The organism is Nocardia exalbida NBRC 100660 (assembly GCF_000308575.1).
In the GTDB taxonomy this organism is placed as follows: Bacteria; Actinomycetota; Actinomycetes; order Mycobacteriales; family Mycobacteriaceae; genus Nocardia; species Nocardia exalbida.
Genome location: NZ_BAFZ01000069.1, coordinates 1 through 23,868, shown reverse-complemented (window position 1 = coordinate 23,868; position 23,868 = coordinate 1). Strand labels below are relative to the sequence as shown.

Annotated in this window: 25 protein-coding genes; 17 read left to right on the top strand and 8 right to left on the bottom strand. The window is 69.8% G+C overall.

What is annotated here, in order from left to right; all coding sequences use genetic code 11:
* The first annotated feature begins 253 nt into the window (after window positions 1-253).
* From ON29_RS16950 to ON29_RS33910, 9 genes are all read left to right on the top strand, one after another.
* Complete coding sequence (locus ON29_RS16950; RefSeq protein ID WP_040867411.1) at window positions 254-829, top strand: Rv1476 family membrane protein; 576 nt, start codon at window positions 254-256, stop codon at window positions 827-829.
* A 379-nt stretch (window positions 830-1,208) separates the two neighbouring features.
* Window positions 1,209-2,627, top strand: coding sequence for an NlpC/P60 family protein (locus ON29_RS16945; protein ID WP_040867409.1), 1,419 nt, complete (start codon window positions 1,209-1,211; stop codon window positions 2,625-2,627).
* Between the two features lie 133 nt (window positions 2,628-2,760).
* The gene (locus ON29_RS16940) at window positions 2,761-3,936 is read left to right on the top strand and encodes an AAA family ATPase (RefSeq protein WP_040867407.1); all 1,176 of its coding nucleotides are present in this window, start codon (window positions 2,761-2,763) and stop codon (window positions 3,934-3,936) included.
* A gap of 32 nt (window positions 3,937-3,968) precedes the next feature.
* Complete coding sequence (locus ON29_RS16935; RefSeq protein WP_040867406.1) at window positions 3,969-4,922, top strand: DUF58 domain-containing protein; 954 nt, start codon at window positions 3,969-3,971, stop codon at window positions 4,920-4,922.
* The gene (locus ON29_RS16930; protein ID WP_040867404.1) at window positions 4,919-5,920 is read left to right on the top strand and encodes a VWA domain-containing protein; all 1,002 of its coding nucleotides are present in this window, start codon (window positions 4,919-4,921) and stop codon (window positions 5,918-5,920) included. The genes ON29_RS16935 and ON29_RS16930 overlap by 4 nt, the downstream gene beginning before the upstream one ends.
* Window positions 5,921-6,320: 400 nt before the next feature.
* Window positions 6,321-7,037 carry a 3-oxoacyl-ACP reductase FabG1 gene (gene fabG1, locus ON29_RS16925; protein WP_040867402.1) on the top strand — a complete coding sequence of 239 codons (717 nt, stop codon included), beginning with the start codon at window positions 6,321-6,323 and terminating at the stop codon, window positions 7,035-7,037.
* Window positions 7,038-7,117: 80 nt separating this feature from the next.
* Window positions 7,118-7,954 (top strand): NADH-dependent enoyl-ACP reductase InhA, encoded by an 837-nt coding sequence (inhA, locus tag ON29_RS16920; RefSeq protein ID WP_040867400.1) that lies wholly within the window; start codon window positions 7,118-7,120, stop codon window positions 7,952-7,954.
* Window positions 7,955-7,976: 22 nt separating this feature from the next.
* Window positions 7,977-9,038, top strand: a complete 1,062-nt coding sequence (locus tag ON29_RS16915; RefSeq protein WP_040867398.1) for a ferrochelatase — start codon at window positions 7,977-7,979, stop codon at window positions 9,036-9,038.
* A gap of 69 nt (window positions 9,039-9,107) precedes the next feature.
* Window positions 9,108-9,575 carry a hypothetical protein gene (locus tag ON29_RS33910; protein ID WP_051175307.1) on the top strand — a complete coding sequence of 156 codons (468 nt, stop codon included), beginning with the start codon at window positions 9,108-9,110 and terminating at the stop codon, window positions 9,573-9,575.
* Window positions 9,576-9,593: 18 nt separating this feature from the next.
* On the opposite strand, the gene ON29_RS16905 is transcribed toward ON29_RS33910, so the two are convergent.
* The 3 genes from ON29_RS16905 to ON29_RS16895 form a co-directional block, all read right to left on the bottom strand.
* On the bottom strand, window positions 9,594-10,343 hold the full coding sequence (locus ON29_RS16905) for a S1 family peptidase (RefSeq protein ID WP_040867396.1): 750 nt from the start codon (window positions 10,341-10,343) through the stop codon (window positions 9,594-9,596).
* Between the two features lie 23 nt (window positions 10,344-10,366).
* The gene (locus ON29_RS16900; RefSeq protein ID WP_040867394.1) at window positions 10,367-11,182 is read right to left on the bottom strand and encodes an Rv1486c family protein; all 816 of its coding nucleotides are present in this window, start codon (window positions 11,180-11,182) and stop codon (window positions 10,367-10,369) included.
* A 156-nt stretch (window positions 11,183-11,338) separates the two neighbouring features.
* A complete protein-coding gene (locus ON29_RS16895) occupies window positions 11,339-12,163 on the bottom strand; it encodes a DUF3097 domain-containing protein (RefSeq protein WP_040867392.1) in 825 nt (274 codons plus the stop codon).
* 130 nt (window positions 12,164-12,293) lie between these two features.
* Here ON29_RS16895 and ON29_RS16890 point away from each other — a divergent pair, with 130 nt between their 5' ends.
* Complete coding sequence (locus ON29_RS16890) at window positions 12,294-12,725, top strand: NfeD family protein (protein WP_040867391.1); 432 nt, start codon at window positions 12,294-12,296, stop codon at window positions 12,723-12,725.
* The gene (locus tag ON29_RS16885; protein ID WP_040867390.1) at window positions 12,725-14,011 is read left to right on the top strand and encodes an SPFH domain-containing protein; all 1,287 of its coding nucleotides are present in this window, start codon (window positions 12,725-12,727) and stop codon (window positions 14,009-14,011) included. Before ON29_RS16890 ends, ON29_RS16885 begins: the two co-directional genes overlap by 1 nt.
* Before the next feature lie 61 nt (window positions 14,012-14,072).
* Here ON29_RS16885 and ON29_RS16880 read toward each other — a convergent pair whose 3' ends face one another.
* On the bottom strand, window positions 14,073-14,918 hold the full coding sequence (locus tag ON29_RS16880) for an SGNH/GDSL hydrolase family protein (protein ID WP_083863645.1): 846 nt from the start codon (window positions 14,916-14,918) through the stop codon (window positions 14,073-14,075).
* Window positions 14,919-15,032: 114 nt separating this feature from the next.
* Here ON29_RS16880 and ON29_RS16875 point away from each other — a divergent pair, with 114 nt between their 5' ends.
* Window positions 15,033-15,710: an O-methyltransferase gene (locus ON29_RS16875; protein WP_040867389.1), complete on the top strand. Its 678-nt coding sequence runs from the start codon at window positions 15,033-15,035 to the stop codon at window positions 15,708-15,710.
* Window positions 15,711-15,720: 10 nt separating this feature from the next.
* On the opposite strand, the gene ON29_RS16870 is transcribed toward ON29_RS16875, so the two are convergent.
* Window positions 15,721-16,713: a zinc-binding dehydrogenase gene (locus ON29_RS16870; protein WP_040867436.1), complete on the bottom strand. Its 993-nt coding sequence runs from the start codon at window positions 16,711-16,713 to the stop codon at window positions 15,721-15,723.
* 49 nt (window positions 16,714-16,762) lie between these two features.
* A complete protein-coding gene (locus ON29_RS16865; RefSeq protein WP_040867388.1) occupies window positions 16,763-17,437 on the bottom strand; it encodes a TetR/AcrR family transcriptional regulator in 675 nt (224 codons plus the stop codon).
* A 60-nt stretch (window positions 17,438-17,497) separates the two neighbouring features.
* Between ON29_RS16865 and ON29_RS16860 the strand changes: the two genes are divergently transcribed.
* Window positions 17,498-18,970: an MFS transporter gene (locus ON29_RS16860; RefSeq protein WP_040867386.1), complete on the top strand. Its 1,473-nt coding sequence runs from the start codon at window positions 17,498-17,500 to the stop codon at window positions 18,968-18,970.
* Window positions 18,971-18,979: 9 nt separating this feature from the next.
* Here ON29_RS16860 and ON29_RS16855 read toward each other — a convergent pair whose 3' ends face one another.
* Window positions 18,980-19,708 (bottom strand): hypothetical protein, encoded by a 729-nt coding sequence (locus ON29_RS16855; protein ID WP_040867384.1) that lies wholly within the window; start codon window positions 19,706-19,708, stop codon window positions 18,980-18,982.
* Window positions 19,709-19,916: 208 nt separating this feature from the next.
* On the opposite strand from ON29_RS16855, the gene ON29_RS16850 reads away from it, so the two are divergent.
* The 4 genes from ON29_RS16850 (at window position 19,917) to ON29_RS16835 (ending at window position 22,902) form a co-directional block, all read left to right on the top strand.
* The gene (locus tag ON29_RS16850) at window positions 19,917-20,786 is read left to right on the top strand and encodes an SDR family NAD(P)-dependent oxidoreductase (protein ID WP_373283884.1); all 870 of its coding nucleotides are present in this window, start codon (window positions 19,917-19,919) and stop codon (window positions 20,784-20,786) included.
* A gap of 96 nt (window positions 20,787-20,882) precedes the next feature.
* Window positions 20,883-21,503 carry an urease accessory protein UreF gene (locus ON29_RS16845; protein ID WP_040867382.1) on the top strand — a complete coding sequence of 207 codons (621 nt, stop codon included), beginning with the start codon at window positions 20,883-20,885 and terminating at the stop codon, window positions 21,501-21,503.
* Between the two features lie 25 nt (window positions 21,504-21,528).
* Window positions 21,529-22,242 carry an urease accessory protein UreG gene (ureG, locus tag ON29_RS16840; RefSeq protein ID WP_040867380.1) on the top strand — a complete coding sequence of 238 codons (714 nt, stop codon included), beginning with the start codon at window positions 21,529-21,531 and terminating at the stop codon, window positions 22,240-22,242.
* A gap of 9 nt (window positions 22,243-22,251) precedes the next feature.
* On the top strand, window positions 22,252-22,902 hold the full coding sequence (locus ON29_RS16835; RefSeq protein ID WP_040867377.1) for an urease accessory protein UreD: 651 nt from the start codon (window positions 22,252-22,254) through the stop codon (window positions 22,900-22,902).
* A 137-nt stretch (window positions 22,903-23,039) separates the two neighbouring features.
* Here the strand turns inward: ON29_RS16835 and ON29_RS16830 are convergent.
* A partial coding sequence (locus ON29_RS16830; RefSeq protein WP_245548987.1) for a hypothetical protein occupies window positions 23,040-23,868 on the bottom strand: 829 nt, incomplete at its 5' end.

Here is a 23,868-nt window from a genome sequence, read left to right as displayed (position 1 = left end):
ACGGGGCTGTGCCGGCGGCCGAGTCTTCGGAGGTGCTCCGGTGCCGCTGGAGCGCCGGTTCCTCGCGCCTACGACCTTAACAGTACGCTTGTCCTGTGAAACACCAGGGGGCGGTTCCGCGTGCCGTGCGCGCGGAATGCGACACTCCGTCGCGTACTGTGCTTTCGAGCCAGCAAGGGGGATCTTGCTCGACCTGCAGTGTTGGATGCCCGTCGCTTCGGTTGCCGATGCGGCTCGACAGACCGGATGGAAGATGACCGCCCCGCACAACTCGGTTTTCACCCCTATGGCCGCCGAATTGCCGCCGAATGTCACCACCGACACCGTGCGCTCGCTCAACGCCGATCTGGCCGATGATCACGTCGCGACGCTGACCGGCAAGGACAAGGCGGAACTGGCCACCATCGCCGCGGAGGCACGATCGCAGGGAATCCCGCTGAGCATCGTGGTCGTCCCCGGCAATCCAGGACACGACTCGAGCCTACGTGACCTGGCCACCGAGGTGGGCAAGACGCAGCACGGCACTGTCGTCGTTTTCAGCGACGACTGGATCGGCACCTACAGCGACGCCATCAGCCGGGTGCGGCTGGAATGGGCCGAGGACGCCGCGAAGGGCACCCAGGGCAAGAGCGGGGAGGCCGCGAGCATCTTCGTCGCCCGCCTGGAGACGCCGGAGTCGATGTCCTGGACCGCGATCACCGGGACGCTGCTGGTGGGGACGGCGGCGGCCATCGCAGGGCTGTACTGGCTCAAGGTCCGGCGCGCGGCGAACGACGCCGCCGAGCCGGTGCGAGTGGCGAGCGATCGGCGGGCCCCGGAGGGCGAGTAGTACGAGGCTCGGCCGTTTCGGCCGCGCGATGTCGCCGTTGCCTGCGGTCTCCCTGCCGGATTCTTCGCTGGATGCGAAGGATGTCGCGGGTGGGTCTAGGGGGATAACCAGCGCTCCCAGTTTCCATTCAGCTAATTTTCCGAACAGTTGGTTCGTTCTGTCTGAATGAACCGTCAGCCGTGTGTAGCAAACTTCTAGCAATTAAGAGACCGAACCGCATAGTTGCGTGAATGTTGTTTCGTCGGTGACGCAAGTGTCTTACGGTTCGAATGGTCCCTGATGGGGAATAAGTGTTCCCAGAGGCCATCCGTCGACCACAGTGCGTCATGGTCCGCCTGATGCCCTCGAGGATTACCGGAATCCGGTCCTTGGAGGTGTGATGCGCAACAACGGCGCGCTGACCTACCGGCGCCGATTAACGATCGCTGCGGGGTTGCTGATCTCGGTCGCTGTAGTGGTTACGGCCGGGCCGGTCGTCGCTGTGCCGCCTCCTCCGCCAAATCCCAGCGACGGCCAGATCGCGCAGGCGGGCGCACAGGTCGACGCGGGCGTCGCCGAGGTCGGCACCCTGGTCAACCAGGTCGCCGTGGTCGATCACCAGCTGGGGCAGCTCGACGACGCCGTCGCGCGGCGCCGCGAAGACGTCAACAAGGCGCTGGTGGACCTGCAGGACGCGCGCGACGCCGCCGACGCGGCCGCCGCCGTGGTGGTGGACACCCAAGCCGCCTTGGCCGACGCCGGGGCCAGGGTCGGCCAGGCGCGCCGCAACTTCGACCAGTTCGCCACCCAGGTCTATGCCCGGCCGGGCTCCGACTCGATGATCACCTACCTCGCGGCGGCCACGCCCGCGATCGCGCTGGACCGGGCCCAGCTCCTCGACCTCGTCTCCAAGAACCGCCGGCAGGTACTGGACGGCCTGCGCCGAGCACAGATCGATCAGGGCAACAAGAACTCCAGCGCCCGGCGGGCGAAGTCGGACGCCGACGCGGCCGCCGCCGTCGCCGCGGCGCGCAAGACCGACGCCGAGCACGCGGTCGCCGCGGCCAAGGCCGAACTCGACCGCCAGACCGCCCAGCGCGACGACCTGCTGCGGCAGCGCCAGGACGCCCAGGGCCGGCTGGATCAGGCGCGTCACAACGTCGCGGGGCTGCAGGACCAGCGCGAGGCGTACCTGGCCTGGGACGCACTGCGCAAAGCGGAGGAGGCCGCGGTGCGCGCGGCCGCGGCGGCGGCCGCCGCCCGCGCGGCCGCCGACCGAGCCGCCCAGGATCGCGCCGCCGAATTGGGCGCGGGCAAGCGCCCGCACACCCAGTTGGAGGATTCGCCACCGGCGCGGCGCAGCGCGCCCCGGCCGGACGCGCCGTCGGTCGGGGGTTCGTCGGCGATCGAGATCGTGGTCGATCGGGCCATGTCCCAGCTGGGCGTCACCTACGCGTGGGGTGGTGGTGACGAGGACGGGCCCACGCTCGGCATCCGCGACGGCGGTGTGGCCGACCGCCACGGTGACTACGGCAAGGTGGGCTTCGACTGCTCCGGGTTGATGGTCTACGCGTTCGCGGGCATCGGGGTCTCGCTGCCGCACTACAGCGGCTACCAATACAACGCGGGCACCCGGGTGCCGGTCGATGACCGCGAACGCGGCGACATGCTGTTCTGGGGGCCGAACGGCAGTCAGCACGTGGCGCTGTATCTGGGCGACGGGAAGATGGTGGAGGCGCCGGAATCCGGCGACGTGGTGAAGGTGTCCCCGGTCCGGGAGGGCGGCATCATGCCGTTCGCGGTGCGCATAGTCTCCTGATTCCGGACATTCCGGGTACTGTGCGTGGCCGCGGGGCCGCCGAATTCCCATTCTGTCGGGTCCGGTTGCGGCACAGGCGGTGATTACCTGGAATAGTTGTGGCAGCACGCACAGGACCAAGGCGAAAGCGGGGATGTTGGTGACTTCGACGGACGGTGTGAGCGGAGTGAACTCGGCGAAGGACACGCCGGTTTCCACGCCCAGCACCCTCGAGCGTGACGTCCAGACCCTGGAGAAGGCGATCTACGAGGTCAAGCGGGTGATCGTGGGCCAGGACCGCCTGGTCGAACGACTGCTCGTCGGTGTGCTCGCGCGCGGTCACGTCCTGCTCGAAGGCGTTCCCGGTATCGCGAAGACCCTCGCGGTGGAGACCTTCGCCAAGGTGGTCGGCGGTTCGTTCGCCCGGGTGCAGTTCACGCCCGACCTGGTGCCCACCGATCTCATCGGTACCCGCATCTACCGGCAGGGCCGCGAGCAGTTCGACACCGAGCTCGGCCCGGTCGTCGCGAACTTCGTGCTCGCCGACGAGATCAACCGCGCGCCCGCCAAGGTGCAGTCGGCGCTGCTCGAGGTGATGGCCGAGCGGCACGTGTCGATCGGCGGCAAGACCTACCCGATGCCGGACCCGTTCCTGGTCATGGCGACGCAGAACCCGATCGAGAGCGAGGGCGTGTATCCGCTGCCCGAGGCGCAGCGCGACCGCTTCCTGTTCAAGGTCGTCGTCGACTATCCCTCGGTGGAGGAGGAGCGCGAGATCATCTACCGGATGGGCGTCACCCCGCCGGAGGCGAGTCGCATCCTGGCGCCGGAGGACCTGATCCGCCTGCAGAAGGTCGCGGCCAATACCTTCGTGCACCACGCTCTGGTCGACTACGTGGTCCGGGTGATCGCGGCGACCCGCAAACCGGCCGAATTCGGTATGCAGGACGTGGCCAGCTGGATCTCCTACGGCGCCTCCCCGCGCGCCAGCCTCGGCATCATCGCCGCCGCGCGTGCGGTGGCGCTGATCCGCGGCCGCGACTACGTGGTGCCGCAGGACGTCGTCGAGGTGATCCCCGACGTGCTGCGCCATCGCCTGGTGCTGTCCTACGACGCGCTCGCCGACGAGATCAGCCCCGAGGACGTCATCAAGCGCGTTCTGCAGACGGTCGGCCTGCCGCAGGTCGCCCCGCAGGCCGTCGCGCCGGGCGCGACGGCCGCCCCCGCGCAGGGTGCCCCGCAGCAGCAGATTCCGCAGCCGCAGCAGGCCGTTCCCCAGCCGCCCAACGGGCAGCAGTCCCAGCCCGCGGGCACCCTCCCGCCGAAGTGACCTCGGCATCGGATCCGGTTGCGCCAGTGCCGATGTCGCCGTCCCACGCACCGCCGTCCTTCCACGCGGGTGAGCTGACCGACCCGAGGCTCACGGTCGCGCTCAAGACCCTCGAACTCACCGTGCGCCGCAGGCTCGACGGCGTACTGCACGGCGATCACCTCGGTCTGATCCCCGGACCCGGCTCCGAGCCGGGCGAGACCCGCGCCTATCAGCCCGGTGACGACGTGCGCCAGATGGATTGGTCGGTCACCGCTCGCACCACCCATCCGCACGTGCGGCAGATGATCGCCGACCGGGAGCTGGAGACCTGGATGGTGGTAGATCTGTCGGCCAGCCTCGACTTCGGCACCGCCGCCTGCCAGAAGCGTGATCTCGCTATCGCCGCCGCGGCCGCGATCACCCATCTGACCAGCGGTGGCGGCAACCGGATCGGCGCGGTCGTCGCCACCGGCGAACGGTTGACCCGCATTCCGGCGCGCGGCGGGCGGGTGCACGCCCAGTCACTGCTGCGCAGCATCGCGACCACCCCGCACGCGCGCGACGGCGTGCGCGGCGACCTGCTCGGCGGCATCGAATCGCTGCGCCGCCCGCAGCGCAAGCGCGGGCTCGCGGTGATCATCAGCGATTTCCTGGGCGACATCGATTGGCAGCGCTCGCTGCGCGCGATCTCGGCCAGGCACGATCTGCTCGCGGTCGAGGTGCTCGATCCGCGCGACCTGTCGCTGCCCGATATGGGCGACGTCGTGCTGCACGACCCGGAGACCGGGCGCACCCGCGAGTTCAGCGTGACCTCCACGCTGCGCGCCGATTTCGCGGCTGCCGCGCAGCGCCACCGTGAGCAGGTCGAACAGGCGCTGCGCAGCTGTGGCGCCCCGGTGCTCACCCTGCGAACCGACCGGGACTGGATCGCCGATGTGGTCCGGTTCGTGTCCACCCGGCGCCACAGCTTCGGCGCCCCGACCGGGCGGGTGCCACGTCAGTGAGTATTTCGCATTTCACCGCACAGATCTGGCTCGGATTTCTCGCCGTCATCGCGCTGATCGCGCTGGGCTACGTCCTGGTGCAGCGCACCCGGCGCAAGCACATGTTGAAGTTCACCAACATGGAGCTGCTGGAGAAGGTCGCTCCCTCGCGGCCGAGCCCGTTCCGCCACGTGGCCGTAGCGCTGTTGCTCGTCGGCCTGGTGTTCCTCACCGTCGCCGCCGCGGGACCTACCGCGGTCAAGAAGGTGCCGCGCAACCGCGCAACCGTCATGCTCGTGATGGACGTGTCGTTGTCGATGGAGGCGACCGACGTCGCCCCCAGCCGCATCCAGGTCGCCAAGCAGGCGGGCAAGGAGTTCGTCGACGGGTTGCCCGAGGGCGTGAACATCGGCTTCGTCACCTTCGCGGGTACCGCCTCGGTGATGGTCTCGCCGACGACCAACCACGAATCGGTCAAGGCCGCGATCGACAATGTCCGCCTCGCCGAGCGGACGGCCACCGGCGAAGGAATCCATACCGCGCTGCAGGCGATCCAGACGCTCGCCACGGTGCTCGGTGGCGGTCAGCAGCCGCCGCCCGCCCGGATCGTGCTCATGTCGGACGGCAAACAGACCGTTCCCAATTTCACCGACTTCGACAACCCGCGGCACGAGTACGTCGCGGCCCGGCTCGCCAAGAGCAAGAACATTCCGATCTCCACCATTTCCTTCGGCACCGCCTGGGGTGTCGTCGAGATTCCGCGCGAGGACGGTTCGCGTGATCGAGTGGAAGTCAAGGTGGATGACGACGCGATGCGGGAGATCGCGCGTTTGAGTGGTGGAGAGTTCTATACGGCGGCTTCCTTGGACGAGTTGACGAAGGTGTACAACACGCTCGAGGAGCAGATCGGATTCGAGCTGACTCGGGGCGACGCGAGCCGGCCCTGGCTGTTGCTCGGCCTCCTGCTCATCGCGACGGGAATCATCACCGGTCTGCTGTATCGGCAACGGCTTCCGTAATCGGAGCGGCGGAAAGACGTTGTCCGCCAGGCGAAGCTTCGGTTCGAACCGCAACGGTCGCCACACGAACGGCGCCACGTCGTTTTCCGATCTCGGATTCGACGCCTACTCGGTGCACTGGTGCAGGCAGTGCTGATTCGGTGATCGACCGAGTCCATGATCGGGCCGTGTGCGTGCGTTCCGCACGCACACGGCCCGATTTTCGTGTGTGAACCCGCGGCGAAGCGCGACGACATCGGAGGATCGGATCGGGGCCCGACCAGCGCCGGGCGCGGATGTGCCGTCCGCCTGCGTCTCGAACGGGTGACATCGCACGAGCACCGATGCCGGAGCGTGTGGCATCACCTCGAGCATCGATGCCCGCTCATGCGTGATCACCTCGACCAGGTAGGTTTAGCCCATGTCGAACACAACGTCACGTTCGGTCCTGGTGACCGGCGGTAACCGCGGCATCGGACTCGCGGTCGCGCAGCGTCTGCTTGCCGACGGTCACAAGGTGGCCGTCACGCATCGTGGGTCGGGGGTGCCCGACGGCCTGTTCGGTGTGAAATGCGATGTGACCGACAGCGAGTCGGTGGACCGCGCCTTCGCCGAGGTGGAGGCGCACCAGGGGCCGGTCGAGGTGCTCGTGGCCAACGCGGGTATCACCGACGACACGCTGCTCATGCGGATGAACGAGGAGCAGTTCACCCGCGTGCTCGACGCCAATCTGACCGGTGCGTTCCGGTGCGCCAAGCGGGCGAACCGCGCGATGTTGCGCGGGCGCTGGGGCCGGATGATCTTCCTCGGTTCGGTGGTCGGCATGAGCGGCCAAGCAGGACAGATCAACTACGCCTCGTCCAAGGCGGGTGTGATCGGCCTGGCCCGCTCGATCACCCGTGAACTCGGCTCGCGGTCGATCACCGCGAATGTCGTCGCCCCGGGCTTCATCGAGACCGACATGACCGCTGACCTTCCCGAAGACATGCGCGACATGGCCAAGAAGTTCATCCCCCTGCAGCGGCTCGGCCAGCCCGAGGACATCGCGGCCGTCGTCAGCTTCCTGGCTTCCGAGGATTCCGCCTACGTCTCCGGCGCGGTGATTCCCGTCGACGGCGGCATGGGCATGGGTCACTGACCACACCGAATGCGTAGCGCGGCCGAGCGCGGCCGCCCGCAGCCAATCCCACATACGAATTTCAGGAGAACCGAGAACTCATGGGCGGACTGCTCGAAGGCAAGACCATCCTGGTCACGGGCATCATCACCGATTCGTCGATCGCGTTCCACGCGGCGGCTGTCGCGCAGGAGCAGGGCGCCAAGGTGGTCATCACCGGCATCCCGGAGCGGCTGCGGCTGATCGACCGGATCGCCAAGCGCCTGCCCCAGGAGGTCCCGCCGGCCATCGGGCTCGACGTCACCAGCGAAGAGGATCTCGCGGGCCTGGCCGACAAACTGCGTGAACTGGCTCCGCAGGGCATCGACGGCGTGCTGCACTCGATCGCGTTCGCACCCCGCACCCTGATGGGGCCGGAGGCGCGGCCGTTCCTGGAGGGTCCCGGTCCGGACGCCGCCAAGGCGTTCGAGATCTCGGCGTGGAGCTACGCCTCGCTGTCGCGCGCGGTGCTGCCGGTGATGAACGAGGGCGGCTCGATCGTCGGCATGGACTTCGACCCGCGCACGGCGATGCCCTTCTACAACTGGATGGGTGTGGCGAAGGCGGCGCTGGAGTCGGTGAACCGGTACGTCGCGCGGGAGGTGGGCGCCGCCAAGAAGATCCGCTCCAACCTCATCGCCGCCGGTCCGATCAAGACGCTGGCCGCCAAGGCGATCGCGGGCACGGCGACCGACGACGCGGCCAAGCTCAACCAGCTCAACACCTACTGGGACGGCGCGTCGCCGATCGGCTGGGACGTCGACGATCCCACGGTGGTGGCGAAGTCGATCGTGGCGCTGCTGTCGGACTGGCTGCCGGGTACCACCGGCTCGATCATCTACGTCGACGGCGGAGCCAGCCACAACACCTGGTTCCCCGAGGACATGTCCATCAACTGAGCCGGATTCGAGGGGAGACACCGTGGTTCGGACCGCCGACGCGCTGCTGCTGCTGTCCTTCGGCGGTCCGGAACGTCCCGAAGACGTGATGCCGTTCCTGGAGAACGTCACCCGGGGCAGGGGAGTGCCACGTGAGCGCCTCGAGGCGGTCGCCGAGCACTACCTGCACTTCGGCGGTGTCTCGCCGATCAACGCGCTCAATCGCGACATCATCGCGGCGGTCGAGGCCGAACTGTCCGCGGCCGGCCTGGAGCTGCCGGTGTACTTCGGTAACCGGAACTGGCACCCCATGGTGGAGGACACCGTGGCCCGGATGGCGGCCGACGGCGTCGGCTCCGCGCTGGTCTTCCCGACTTCGGCCTGGGGCGGCTACTCCGGCTGCCTGCAGTACCACGAGGACATCGTCCGGGCGCGGGCGGCATTCGGCGCGGGCGCGCCGGAACTGCTGAAGCTGCGCCAGTACTTCGATCACCCGCTGTTGATCGAGGCGTTCGCCGACGCCATCCGCGCGGCGCGCGATCAGCTCGTGGCCGGGCAACGCGCCGCGGCGCGGCTGGTGTTCACCGCGCACTCGATCCCGGTATCGGCCGATGCCGCCGCGGGGCCGCCGGCCGACGGTGGGCGGCTCTACAGTCGTCAGGTCGCCGACGCGGCCCGGTTGTGCGCCGCGGCAACGGGTTTCACCGACTATGACGTCGTCTGGCAGTCTCGTTCCGGTCCGCCGCAGGTGCCCTGGCTGGATCCGGATATCGTCGACCACCTGGACGATCTCGCGGCCAAGGGGGTCGAGGCCGTGGTCGTCTGCCCGGTTGGCTTTGTCTCCGATCATCTCGAAGTCATCTGGGACCTGGACAACGAGGCCGCGCAGAAAGCCGCCGAACTCGGTATGGGCTTCGCCAGAGCCGCGACGCCGGGAACCGACCCGCGCTTCGCCAAGCTGATCGTCGAGCTGGTCTCCGAGCAGTTGCGCGGCATCGAACCCCGGCGGCTCGGGTCGGTCCCGGGCTACGGCTGCACACGCGACGGCGAACCGTGTGCCGTCGGCTGTTGCGCGGTTGCGCGCCGTCCCACGACTGGGAATTGAGACGTCGCGGGCGCGATAGCATCGCCAGCGACCGATCGCCGAATCCGACTTCCTGGGGGGTACCTCTCGATGACCTATGCCGACGTGCTGACCAATGCCGCGCTGCTCGATCCGCACGCCTGGTCCGATGCGAACGTGTGGACGGTGGCGCTCGACGCCACGGAGGCCAGGCGCCGCGGCCGCAGCAGTGGCGGTGGTGGTTTCTCCATCGGTGGTCTGCTGCTGTGCATCGGGGTCGTCGCCGTGGTCATCGGACTCATCGTCTGGCTGAGCAAGCGAGGCAAAGCGAGCCAGTCCCAGCAGCAGTACCCGCAACAGCAGCAGTTCCAGCAACAGCAGTATCCGCAGGGGCAGCAGTACCAGCAGCCGTATCCTCCGCAGGATTTCGCGGGGCAACAGCAGTACGCGCCGCCGCAGCAGTACCAGCAGCCCTACGCGTCGCAACCGCAACCGCAACAGCAGTATCAGCAGTACCCGCAGCAGCAGCCCTATCCGCCGCAGCAGCCGTACCAGCCGCCGCAACCGCCGCAGCGGTGAGCATCCCCGCTCGAACGATCAGAAGTTCGGGGCGGCCAGGCGGGTATAGACGGTGGGGAAGCCGGGGCGGGCCGCGCCGGTGCCCCAGGAGGTGAGACCGGCGAGACGCCCGTCGACGACAATCGGTCCACCGCTGTCGTACTGTGCGGTGTCGGCGGTCGGGCTGCCCGCGCAGAGCATCGTGTGCGGGTCGAAGGCCGGGCCATAGGCGGTTGCGCACTCCGCGTCGATGGACAGCGGAACGTTCGCGGCGTGCAACCGGGTGTTGGCTTCATCGGTTTCGAAGGTCGCGCCCCAGCCCAGGATGGTTGCGGTGCTGCCGGGAGCGGGTGCGGCGACGGTGATCGTCGGACCGGGCTGCGGCTCGTCCAGGGTCAGGATCGCCACATCGTTCTGATAGGCGGTCGTCGTGTCGAGAACGGTGGCACGGAAGTCCGGATGAATGCGAATATCCTTCACGTGCACCGTGTTTCCGTTCTCTTCGCGGAGGTCGTCGCGGCCGAAGGTGACGGTGAGCGTCTGCGCGAGCGGACGGGTCAGGGCCACGCAGTGCGCCGTGGTGATCACCTCGTCCGGAGCGATGAGTGCGCCGCCGCAGAATTGGCCGGAAGCGCGGGTGAGGAACAACGGCGTGCCGATGGCGGCCAGCCACGGGTACTCCGCCGTCGTCGCATCGGTGCCGCCGACGATCGCCGCGGCCGGGGCGTGGAGTGCGAGACCGATCAGCACGGTGAGGGCGGCGGTGCGGCCACGGCGGGAAACTCGCATGTCACACCGCCCACGTCATGATGTCAGCGGCTCTCGCGCGCGGAGGCGTGCACGGCGACCAGGCGCGCGGCGCGGATCGCGTCCCACAGCGGTCGCAGCAGCGATTCCTGCGCGCCGATCGCGCTGGCGGACGTGGGCGCGGAAGCGGGCTCCCGCTGCGCCACCGTGAGGATGGCCGCCACATGATCGGCGGTGTCGAGAATGCGCCTGGCGCGCAGCGGGATCGACTCGGGGTAGTCGTGGCGCGAGTAGTCGGCGAGTTCGGCTTCGATGAGTTCGCGCGGATCGGAGTCGACCGTGCCGAGCGACGTGGTGTGCAGTTTCATCAGCGCGTCGGCGGCGTCGCGGACCGCTTCGCGCATCGCGTATTCGGCCTCGCCGAGTGACATGTCGGGGCCGGGAGCGGCGGGGATGGGGGTGCTGTAGACGGTCCACTGCAGCGTGTCGTCGTCGGACCACTGCGGGATGAGGCCGGTGCCTTCGGCGCCCGGTACGCCGATCAGGATGCCCTCCTCGGCTTCGACGGCGTCGGCGGCGAACGCCGTGCCGCCGGGAACTCCGCGTACGTCCCCCGGGACGGGCAGCACCAGCCGCAGTTGCGCCCCGGATTGGGACATCGTCTCGCGAATCACCTTGAGCAGCGCCATGACTCCGCTTCCCGGCAGGTTGCCGTGTGCGGACCAGGGTAGATCGGTGCGGCCGCCGGTGAGCGGGTCGCCCGCCGCGATCGTGTGCTTCGGCGCCCACGCGTGCAAGGCGGCCAAAACGTCGTCGGGCGCGCTGCGGCCGGCCAGCCAGGAGCTCGCCCACACCGTCAGCGTCGCGCTTGGAGAGCACATAATTATCGAGCATAAAGGGTGGGCGCTACCGGTGGGCATCCATGCGCGAGGGCATTCGTGAGCAGCGCGGAAACCGGGGTCGCCGCGCTGCCCGCGACGAGCGGGTCCGTGCGGATACCGCCCGGCATCTGGCTCGGGCCCTGCTCCCGGAACGCGCTAGTGCGGTTCGGTGACGAAATCGATGAGGCGCTCGACCGCGCCGATGAGCGGCGCCTCCAGATCACGGAAGGAGCTCACCGCGTCGTACACCCGCCGCCAGCCGTCCTGCGGAGTGCCCCAGCGCAGCCGTTGGCAGACGCCGGTCTTCCAGTCCTCGTCGCGCGGCACCCGGGGCCACCGCGCGATCCCGAGGGTGGAAGGGCGCACCGCCTGCCAGACGTCGACGAACGGGTGACCGGTCACCAGGACGTGCGGCCCGAGTCCGGTGGTCAGCTGGGTCTCCTTCGATCCGGTCACCAAGTGGTCGACCAGCACGCCGACCCGCCTGCCCGGGCCGGGCCGGAATTCGGCCAGGCGCGCGGCCAGATTGTCCAGGCCTTCCAACTGCTCCACGACGACGCCCTCGACGCGCAGATCATGGCCCCACACCCGCTCGACGAGCGCGGCGTCGTGGACGCCCTCCACCCAGATCCGGCTGCCGCGGGCGATCCGGGCGCGCAGACCATCGACCTTCGTGGAGCCGGAGGCGGAACGGCTCGGTGTCTTGGGCGGGGCGGCCGTCGGCCGCACCAGCGTCACGGGCTCGCCGTCGATGAGGAACGCGGCCTCGCGCATCGCGAACAGGCGCACCGCGCCGCGCGCGTCCTCCAGCTCGACGAACTCGCCGTCGTAGCTGCGATCGAATCCGACCACCGCGCCGCAGAATCCGGTGGCGGCGTCCTCGACGACCAGGTCGCGTTCCGCGGTGACCGTCGGCACCACCCTCTTCTTCGATCGAGGATGTCCGGAGTAGATGTCGCCGTACCTGTCACGCCCGCTCACCCGCTTGAAGCTAGCACCGCCGCTGCGGCTTTCGATGCACCCGGGTCACCGCGCGTTCGCGGCCGGAATTCATCGGGAGTACTCGCGAAGGTCGCGCCCGATATCATGATCGGCGCACTACAGTGGTGGTGTGGCCGCAATTTTTTGGCTGGTCGCGGGCGTTCTGCTCGCGGCGGCGGAGATGCTCACCGGCGATTTCACCCTGCTGATGCTCGGCGTCGCCGCGCTGGGCACGGCGGGTGTCAGCGCGGCGGCGGACACCTCGCTCGTGGTGGATGCCATCGTCTTCGCGGTGATCTCGGCGGTGCTGTTCCTCGGCGTGCGCCCGATCATCCGGCGTCGCTTCGGAACTCCGCCACCCACGCCGACGAACGTCGACGCGCTGCCGGGGAAGACCGCCCTGGTGCTCGAACAGGTCGCCGCGCACTCCGGCCAGGTGAAACTGGGCGGTGAAGTGTGGACCGCGCGGCCGATGGACACGACCGAAGTCTACGAACCGGGTACGACCGTGTATGTCATGAAGATCGACGGCGCGACCGCCGTCGTCTGGAAAGGGCCTTGATGCCTGTACTGATCGTTGCCGCCGTCCTCGTGTTGCTGGTCGTGGTGGTGGTCTTCAAGTCGATCGCGTTGGTGCCGCAGGCCGAGGCCGCGGTGATCGAGCGACTGGGCCGGTATTCGCGTACCGTGTCCGGCCAGCTCACGTTCCTGGTGCCGTTCGCCGACCGGGTGCGCGCCAAGGTGGATCTGCGGGAGCGGGTGGTGTCGTTCCCGCCGCAGCCGGTGATCACCGAGGACAACCTGACCCTGCACATCGACACCGTGGTCTATTTCCAGGTGACCAGCCCGCAGGCGGCGGTCTACGAGATCAGCAACTACATCGCCGCCGTCGAGCAGCTGACCGTCACCACGCTGCGCAACGTCGTCGGTGGTATGACACTCGAGCAGACCCTCACCTCCCGCGACTCGATCAACGGCCAGCTGCGCGGCGTGCTGGACGAGGCGACCGGGCGCTGGGGGCTGCGCGTCGCGCGGGTCGAGCTGAAGAGCATCGATCCGCCTCCGTCGATTCAGGAGTCGATGGAGAAGCAGATGAAGGCCGACCGGGAGAAGCGCGCCATGATCCTCACCGCGGAGGGCCAGCGCGAATCGCAGATCAAGACGGCCGAGGGCTCGAAGCAGGCGCAGATCCTGTCCGCCGAGGGCGCCAAGCAGTCGTCGATCCTGGCCGCCGAAGGCGAACGGCAGAGCCGCATCCTGCGGGCCCAGGGTGAGCGCGCCGCCGCCTTCCTGCAGGCGCAAGGCCAGGCCAAGGCCATCGAAAAAGTCTTCGCCGCCATCAAATCCGGCAAGCCGACGCCGGAACTGCTTGCCTACCAGTACCTGCAGACGCTGCCCATGGTCGCGCGCGGTGACGCCAACAAGGTGTGGCTGGTGCCCAGCGATTTCGGCAAAGCGCTGGAAGGGTTCGCCAAGAGCTTCGGCACCCAAGGCGAGGACGGTGTGTTCCGGTACGAACCGCCCGCCTCGGACGGCGCGGAAGCCAAGCCGGAGGACGATTCCGATGTCGCGGACTGGTTCGACACCGCACCCGACCCGACCATCGAGCGCGCCGTCCGGGCCGCCGAGGCGACGGCGCGGACTCCGGTCGAGGGGCTGACACCGACACCGACACCGCCTCCGCAGAGTTTCGAGCCGTCGCCGCACCAGCCGGTCATCCCGCCGCAGGAGGCTTTCCCGCCCCAGCAGCAGCCGCAACAACAGCAGCAGCCGCCGCAGCCGCCGGCCCAGCGCCCGGACGACCCGCACGGCCGTCCTTGGCAGCCGCCGGAGAACTTCTCGAAATAACACCACCCGACCCGCCCCGGACTCCCCGAGTCCGGGGCGGTCGTCGGTGCGGCCGAATCGTTCAGCGGGGCAGGCCGGTGGCGCGGATCGCGGGGAGGATGACGTCGGCGACGCCACGCATGCCCTGCGGGGTGAGGTGGTAGGGGAGGAGCGTTTCGGTGGCGATGACGGGGTCGATCCAACGGACACCGACGGGTGCGCACGCGTCACGGCCCGACGAGGCGGCGCGGGTGTCGACGTAGGTCGCGCCGTGCGCGGTGGCGACGCGGGCGACCACGGTGTCGAGACGGTCGAAGGCCGCTTGGATGGGCGCGGCGTCCGACGGGCGGAGACCGACCAGCTCCGGACAGCCGCCGTCGCGCACATAGGTCGGCCAGCCGTCGACGACGATCATCGCCTTCGGCGCCAGATCCGAAACCTGTTGCAACGCGGCCGCGTAGGGCGCCGCGATCGCGTCGATGGCGGCATCCCAGTCCGGACCGGCGCACCCCCCTGCGCCGGAGACGCCGTAGACATGGCAGGCGACGATGTGCTCGGCCATCAAGGCGTCGTTGGCGCCGATGTGTACCGTGACCAACCTGGTGCCGGGACCGAGGGCCTCGAACTGCGGTGGAATGCCCGGCTGCTGCGCGGCGGCGAGATCCGGGATGCGCGCGGAGTTGCAGGTGCGGTCGTCGAGGCGCAGATCGAGCTCCCGGGCGATGAGCTTCGGTGTGTTCGCGGTCGAGCGGAGGCAGCGCGGCGGGGCGGTGCTGTCGAAGTTGCGCACGCCGGTGGTGGCCGCCCCGGAATCACCCAGCGCGACGTACTCGGCCCCGCCGTCGAGGGGGGCGGCCTCGACGGAGCCGGTGGCGCCGAAGGCGATCGAGCATGCGATGACCGCGACGGCCCGCGCAAGATTCGTCATGTCGGATCCTGTCCGTCCGTTCGTCGGCGCGCTCCCGGGACATGTACGTCTCTGTGCCGAACGCTACCCGGCGAGGTGGGCACGCGGGCGGAATCGGGTGGCAGACTTCCAGGTATGACGACACCTGGATGGGCCGACGTGGACCGCTATCTCGTGGAGACGCTGGTGGCGGATCCCGATTCCGACGCGGCGCTGGCGGCGAACAAGGCGGCCGGCCTGCCCCCGATCGACGTGTCACCGCCGCAGGGGAAATTCCTGCATCTGCTGGCCAGGACGGTTGGGGCACGTCGGGTGCTGGAGATCGGCACGCTCGGCGGATACAGCACGATCTGGCTCGCTCGCGCGGTCGGGCCGAAGGGCCGGGTGGTCACGCTGGAGTTCGCCGCCGAGCACGCCGATGTGGCGCGGGCGAACCTGGAGCGGGCGGGTGTCGGCGACCGGGTGGAGATCCGGGTCGGCGCCGCGCTGGACAGCCTGCCCGTGCTCGCGGAGGAGGACCCGGACCCGTTCGACCTGGTGTTCATCGACGCGGACAAGGTGAACAACTCGAATTACGTGCTGTGGGCGCTGCGGCTGACCCGGCCCGGTTCGGTGATCATCGTCGACAATGTCGTGCGCGGCGGCGCGATCGCCGAGGAGCATTCCGAGGATCCGAACGCACAGGCCAGTCGCGAGCTGGTGGAGTTGCTCTCCGCCGAACCGAGCCTGGACGCGACCGTGGTCCAGACCGTCGGCGGCAAGGGCTGGGACGGCTTCGCCTATGCCGTGGTGAACGGCGACAGCGCCGAGTGAACCCGCTCGGCTAGGGCTCCAGCACCACCTTGCCGGTCGTCGCGCGAGTCTCCAGCGCGCGGTGCGCGGCGGCCGCGTCGGCGAGCGCGAAGCGATGGATCGCGGGGCGCAGCCGGCCTGCGGCCGCCTCGGCCATGGCGCGGTCCTCGAGCACGCGCAGATCGCCGCCCGCACGCGCCGCCATCGGCGGGCCGATCACCATCTCCGAGGTGATGGCGCGTTCGGCCAGTTCCTCGGCGGAAAGCCGCACCGGTCCCTCGGCGGCCGACTTGCCCGACCAGCCGTAGACCAGATGCTGCCCGCCCGGTGCGAGCAGATCGATGCCGGTGCGGGCGACGTCGCCGCCCACGGAATCGAACAGCACGTTCGTCCCGTGGTCGCCGACGCGCGCACGGACCCGCTCGGGCCAGTCCGGCGACAGATAGTCCACCGCCAGGTCGGCGCCGTTGCGCCGCACCCGATCCACTTTCGCGGGACCACCGGCCAAGCCGATCACCGTGGCTCCGGCGTTCTTCGCATACTGCACGAGCAGGGTGCCGATGCCGCCCGCGGCGGCCGTCACCAGCACGACGCTGCCGGGCTTCAGTTCGGTGAACTGGAGGATTCCCATGGTGGTCCGGCCGGTGCCGATCATCGCCACCGCCTCCGCCGCGTCCAGGTTCACCGGGATCTCGTGCAGCCGTTCGGCGTCGGTGACGGCCAGTTCGGCGTAACCGCCGGGCACCGCGCCGAGATGGGCCACCACCTGCGCGCCCAGCAGGCTCGCGGCCACGCCCGCGCCCACGCGATCCACCGTGCCCGCGACTTCGCGCCCGGGGATGGTCGGCAGCTCGGGCGCCGGAAACGGCCCGGCCTCGCCCCTGCGCAGCGTCGTATCGACCAGATGCACACCGGCGGCGGCCACCGCGATGCGGACCTGGCCGGGGCCCGGCACGGGATCGGATACGGGTTCGTAGCGCAGGTTCTCGGCCGGGCCGAAGGCATGGAGGCGAATGGCGTGCACGGTGACTCCTTGGTCGTGAGGCGGTCGCCGGCCAGCCTGCAACATCAACTCAGGTCGAGGTCAACCGATCGCGGCGCGCGGCCCTGGCCTCGAATCCGTCGCAGAGCGCGTCGAGTCCGTCGTAGAGCAGTTCCTCCTGCGTCAGATCGCGCACACCGCTGCCGGCCAGATCGGTCAGGACGGAAGGGATCGAATCCTGCCCCGTGCCGTTCAGCAGCGTCCGCAGCCCGTTGTCCCCGCCGGGGTCCATGCCTTTGCGCGCCATCAGATCCGCGCTGATCTCCGGCAGCGTCGCGCCGGAGATGTGATTCCACACCGAGAACGACATACCGGTCGCCTCGCGGGTGGACACGCCGAGTTCCAGGAAGCCGTCCACCAACCAGGCCAGGCAGGCCAGGCTCTGCGGCCCGAAGCTGTAGCGCGGAGTGGCGAAGGTGAGCAGCACCCACGGATGCCGCCGGTACAGGGCCCAGTCGATCTCGGCGGCGATGCGAACCCGGTCGCGCCAGGTCCACCGCTGTCCTTCGGGGGAGGGGTACGGATTGCGCCGGGCCACTTCGTCGGTCATCAGCGCGAGCAGTTCGTCTTTGTTCGCGACGTGGCGATACAGCGACATGGCGCCGACCCCGAGCCGGTCGGCGATGCGCCGCATGGACAGCGCGTCCAAGCCTTCGGCGTCGGCGAGCTCGATCGCGGTATCGACTATGGCGGCCCGATGCAGCATGCGTACACTGTACCCGGACTCATGCGTACGACGTACGCGCCAGCGAGAGGATGTTCGGCGATGACAGACGTGCAGCCGGTGCGGACCGCACCGTCCACGACCGGCTCGCGCCGCGCCTGGCTGGGCCTCGCGGTCCTCCTGCTGCCGGTGCTGCTGGTGTCGATGGACATCTCGGTGCTGTTCCTCGCGATGCCGACCCTGACGCTGGACCTGGACCCGTCGGCGGACCAGCAGCTGTGGATCCTGGACATCTACGGCTTCCTGATCGCGGGACTGCTCATCACCATGGGCAATCTCGGTGACCGGATCGGTCGGCGCAACATCCTGCTGGTGGGCGCCGCGGTGTTCGGCATCGCCTCGGTGATCGCCGCGTTCGCGCCCAGCGCGGGCGTGCTGATCGCCGCGCGAGCGCTGATGGGCATCGGCGGGGCGACGCTGCTGCCGTCCAGCCTGGCGCTGATCTCGAGCCTGTTCCCGGATGCGCGGGAGCGAGCCGCCGCGATCGGCGTCTGGACGGCGTTCTTCGCCGGAGGCTCTGCCGTCGGGCCGATCATCGGTGGCGTACTGCTGCACCACTTCTGGTGGGGTTCGGTGTTCCTCATCAACATCCCGGTGCTGCTGATGCTGCTCGTCCTCGGTCCGTTCGTCCTGCCCGAACACCGGGCGGGCGTGCGGGGCCCGCTGGACCTACCGAGCGTCGCCCTGTCGATCGGCGGCATCCTGCCGGTGGTGTACGGCATCAAACACGCCGCGACCGAAGGCATCGACGCGCAGGCGATCGTCATCGCGCTGGTCGGCGTGGTGATCCTGACGGTGTTCGTGCGAAGGCAGCGCCGGCTCGACGAACCTCTGCTCGACCTGCGCCTGTTCGCCCGGCCCCGGTTCTCGGTGGCCATCGGCGCCAGTCTGACCGGGATGATGTCGCTGGCCGGGCTGAGCTATCTGACCAGCGTCTACCTGCAGTCGGTGACCGGGCGCACACCGCTGGCCGCGGCCGTGCTCGGCATTCCGATGGCGATCGCCGTTTTCGTCTGCTCGGTGGGCGGCGCCCGGGTCGGACATCGCTTCGGCGCTCGTGCCACCTTCGTGTTCGCCTTGCTGGCCTCCGCGGCGGGCAACCTGATGCTGCTCGGTGTCGGCGCGCACGACGGGCTGGGGTGGTATCTTGCCGGGTCCACGATCGCCGGAGTCGGCTACGGTCTGGCGTTCACCTTGGTGTCCGAGGTGTCGGTGTCCTCGGTGCCGCCGGAGCGGGCCGGGTCGGCGGTCGGCATCTCGGAGACAAGTTTCGAGCTGGGCAACGCGCTGGGCTTGGCACTGCTCGGGTCGCTCGCGGCGCTGATCTTCCGGTCCGGGGGCGACTACGCGGGGACGCTCGGCGAGACGATCCAGCGGGCCGCCGGTGACGCGGCGCTGGTGGAGGCGGCGCGCGGCTCCTTCGTCGACGGCATGCACGTCGCGGTGGCCGTTGGTGCGACGGCGCTCACCGCGATGGCGCTGATCGCGCGGTTCGCCTCGCCCGGACCGCGCTGAGCCGCGCGATCAGCGGCCGAACACCGTCGCCACGACCTCGGCCGCCCAGCGGTTCATCGGCCGGACGATCGTGCCGTGCACCCATCGGACCGGACGCACCACCAGCGCGTGCCAGACCACAGCGAAGGCGGCGAACACCGGGCGCAGCACAAAGCGGTACACCGCCCGGCACGGCATCACCACGAGCACGCCCACGATGCGAGCGGCCACCCGCCACCCGTACCGCGCGGTCGCGCGCGCCACGTTCCACAGCGGGCGGAGCACCCAACGCCATAATTGCGACAGGGGCCAGACGATCAGCCATTCGACGGTGCAGCGGCACACCCAGGCGACGGCGTAGACGATCGGGGACACCACCCACCGCAGCAGCCAAGCCCCCGCCGGGCGAATCACCTTGCGCCACAGGAAGATCTCCACCGCTCGCCGCAGCGGTCGCAGCAGGTACTCCAGCAGGAGGGAGGCCAACGGCGTGAGCACCAAGCCCCACAGCAGATGCTGGAGCACCCAGCCCCATAGGAAGTCCTTCGCGAAGATCCACGCGGGCCGCAGCATCCAGTGCCAGATCAGTTCGGCTACCGGAACCAGCAGATGCCGCGCGACGAACACGAGCGCCGCTCCGGTGACGCGGCCGAGCAGGAGAATGCCCTCCCATAACAGGCGGATCGGGACCAGCACCACGATCGCGAGCCCGCGCGCGATCCATTGGGCGATCGAGACCTGCGTGTCCGGCGTCGACACGGTGTTTCCCCCTCGGCTTGTGTGCCGGGACGTAGCCCGGCGAAAGAGTCTCCGTAGAACCTACATTCGAGCACATTGCCGCTGCCGCACGCGTGAGTAGAAATGCTCGAGTCGTGTATCGCCGCGCCTCCCAGGTCCGGCGCAGCGGCGGGGACTTGATCACACGAACCCCGGGTGGGTGTCCTGATCGACGCCTACAGTCGAGTTCGTGAACCACGCCAAGGCCTCCAGAAACGGCCGGCCGATCGCCGAACGGGTGGCGACGCGGCTGTTGTACCCCACATCGCGTCCGCGCGAGCAGGCGTTGCGCGCCGCGGTGGGCGGCAAGATCGTGCTGGTCACCGGTTCCTCGCACGGCATAGGCAAGGCCAGTGCGCGCAAGCTGGCCGCGGCGGGCGCGATCGTCCTGCTCGTGGCCCGCTCCGGTGACGAACTCGACCGGCTGGCCGCGGAGATCACCGCCGCGGGCGGTGTCGCGCACACCTACCCCACCGATCTGACGGACATGGACGCCGTCGAACGGCTCGGCCGCGGGCTCCTCGACGAGCACGGCCGCCTCGACGTGGTGATCAACAACGCGGGCAAGTCGATCCGCCGCCCGATCGCGGAGTCCTACGACCGTTTCCACGATTTCACCCGCACCATCGATGTGAACTACCTCGGCCCGGTGCGCCTGCTGCTCACGCTGCTGCCCGCCATGCGCGCCGCCGGAGCGGGCCATATCGTCAATGTGTCCACCTGGGGCGTGCGCATGCCGCCCGCGCCCCGCTGGGCGGCCTACGGCGCGTCGAAATCCGCCTTCGACGTCTGGTTGCGCAGTGTCGCGGCCGAGGTGGCCCGCGACGGCGTCACCACCACCTCGATCTACCTGCCGCTCGTGCACACCAGGATGAGCGCGCCCACCGACTTCAGCCGCGTCCCCGGGCTGACCGTGGACGAGGCCGCCGACCTGGTCTGCCACGCGGCGACCGCCAAGCCGCGGGAGATCGCCCCGTGGTGGTCGGCCCCGGTGCAGGCGTGGACCGACCTGACCCGCGGCCGCGCCCAGCGCCTCATGGAACGCGCCTTCCGCCGCTGACCCGCGCCGACCGGGACGTCCGCTCGGCCCGCCGGGACATAGGATCGACCGGTGCGTGCATCCACTGCGACCGGTCCGGCTGCGTCCGGCCTGACGATGGTGCTCGCGCTCGCCGACTCTCGGCTGCCGATCGGCGGTCACGTGCACTCCGGCGGCGTGGAAGAAGCCGTCGCGTCCGGCTCGGTCCGCGACGCCGCGACGGTGGAGCTGTATCTGCGCCGCAGGATCCGGACGGCGGGGTTGGTGGCCGCTTCGCTTGCCGCGGCGGTGTGCGCGGGCGAACTGGATCCGGCGCGCGCCGAGGCGGAAGCCGACGCGCGCACGCCGGCCCCCGCCGCGCGGGCCGCATCGCGCGCGCAGGGCCGTGGCCTGTTGCGCCTGGCGAGACAGCTCTGGCCCCGGCACGATTGGTCGCCGCTGGGCACCACGCCGCATCTGTCCACGGTCTTCGGCATGGCAGGCGCGGCTGCCTCGGTCCCGGCCCGGGAAATCGCGGGCGTGGTCGTCTACACGACCCTGACCGGCGCCGCCACCGCCGCTCAGCGTCTGCTGGCATTGGATCCCGCCGCGATCGCCGCGTGCACGATCCGGCTGGCCGGCCTGTGCGACCGCGTCGCCGCCGAGGCCGTGACCGGTCTCGCCGCGATGTCCGATCCGCTGCAGGACGTGCTCGCCGAGCGTCATCGGCAACGCGACATGCCCCTGTTCGCGAGCTGAAGCCCAGGAAGAAGGAGACCGCGCCATGCCCCCGCATCTGATCGACGGTGAGCCGCACGACCACGGTCACGATCGGCCGAAACGGACCCGCACGCCCGGAGAGGCGCTGCGCATCGGCATCGGCGGCCCGGTCGGTTCGGGCAAGACCGCGCTGGTGGCCGCGCTGTGCAGGCAGTTGCGCGACGAACTGTCGCTGGCGGTGCTGACCAACGACATCTACACCACCGAGGACGCCGATTTCCTGCGCAGGCACGCGGTCCTGCCGGACGAGCGGATCACCGCCGTGCAGACCGGCGGTTGCCCGCACACCGCCATCCGCGACGACATCACCGCCAACCTCGACGCGATCGAGGACCTGGTCGCCGCCAACCCGCCGCTGGATCTGATCCTGGTCGAATCCGGCGGCGACAACCTGACCGCGACCTTCTCCTCCGGCCTGATCGACGTGCAGATCTTCGTGGTCGACGTGGCGGGCGGCGACAAGGTCCCGCGCAAGGGCGGCCCCGGCGTGACCTTCTCGGACCTGCTGGTGGTCAACAAGACCGATCTGGCGCCGCTGGTGGGCGCGGATCTCGGCGTGATGGAGCGCGACGCGGCGCGGGTGCGCGCGGACCGGCCGACGGTGCTCGTCTCGCTCACCGAGGATCCCGCGGCGACACCGGTGCTGGCCTGGGTGCGCGAGCAGTTGCGCGCGGTCGCCGAGCGGGACCGCGCGGACGAATCCGCCGCCGCGTACTGAGCGCCGCCGGTGCGCACCGAATTACGAATAGTCGCCCACCCGGCGGCCCTTCCGGAGATCCATGCGAGCGGCGGGTTGTCGGCCCGCCGCACCGGCCCGCGAACGGTCCATCTGATCGGCACCGCCGCCACACCGCTGGGCGGGGACGAACTCGACATCGCGATCGTGGTCGCGCCCGGCGCCGAACTGGTGGTGCGCTCCGTCGCGGCGACTCTCGCGCTACCGGGTGCGGCGACGCTTCTGTCGTCCGGCCGCTGGCACCTGGAGGTCGGTAGCGGGGGAACGCTGGATTTCGATCCCGAGCCGATGATCGTCGCCGGTGGCGCGCGGCACCACACCGTCACCACGATTCGGTTGGCCTCCGGCGCCCGGCTGCGCATGCGCGAACGCGTCCAGGTCGGCCGCGCGGGCGAGGACGGCGGCGAGTGGCAGGGAGACCTGATCGCCGACGTGGACGACGTGCCGCTCCTGCGCCACCGGTTGGCGCTGGGCGCGGGCACACCGGCCGACGACGCGCTGTCCGCGCCTCGGGCGCTGGAGAGCGAACTCGTCTATCCGGACGAACGCGCCGCGGCGACGACGGGGTTGACGCAGACCCGGCTGCCGCTGGCGGCGGGTGGCAGCTTGTTCACCCGTACCGGGGCGCTGCTGAACGTCTGATGAACAGACCGTGCAGTCTGTCGATTTCGTCTCGGACAGGTGTAGTTCACCCGAGACATGGAGAAAGAAAGGATGGGAGCCCGACAGCGTCGTCGGGTTCCCACCCTTTCGGCTCGCTCCTCGGAACTGTCATCCGATCAGCCGTTGGCCGTATCCGCGGTCACCGGAGCAGGCTCGGCGACCTCCGGAGCCGACTCCGTGGCCTCCGGAGCAGGCTCGGTGGCCTCCGCTCCCGGCGCCGGCGCGCTGAGCGCCCGCGGAGGCGCGCTGAGCGCGTGTACCGCCCCGAGACCCGCGCCGATGCCCGCGCCGATGGCGGACAGCGGGGCCGCCATCAGGGCCGCACCATACGCGGCGCCGACCGGGCCCGCGGCGAGGCCGATCGGCGCGAACGGCAGACCGATGGCCAGGCCGAGACCCCCGCCCATGGCCGCCCCGAACAACGCGAACGGGCTGGCGAACACGAAGCCCGCCGCCGCGCCGATCGCGGCGGCGCCCATGGTCTGCCCGGCGACGCGGTCGGACCTCGTGCGCTCCATCCCGATCGAATCGAGGAACGTCGCCATATTGGCCTCGGCCATCGCGGAGCTGTCGTTGATCTGGATCGCCTGCTCCCGGTAGAGCCACTCCGGTGCGTCGACCTGCACGTCACCGAAGCGCAATTTGCCCGAAGGCGGTGCGATCGGCGGCACGGGGGCGACCGGAACGGGAGCGTGCAGCCCTTCCACCGGAGCCAGGTACTGGTGATCCGGCAACGGACGTGCCCACTGCAACGAACTCAGGACGTCGTCCGGGATTCGCAGGCCCTCGTACGGGCGCACGTTCGGCGCCTCGGCCCCGGGCCACTGGGCCTGCTCGGTGGAATCCGTTCTGGTCACCGGAGCGGGGTGATCGGGCTCTGCGTTCGCCGTACCGGTTCCCACCAGCGCGAGAACGAGAGGAACCGTCCCCGCGGCGACGATGGAG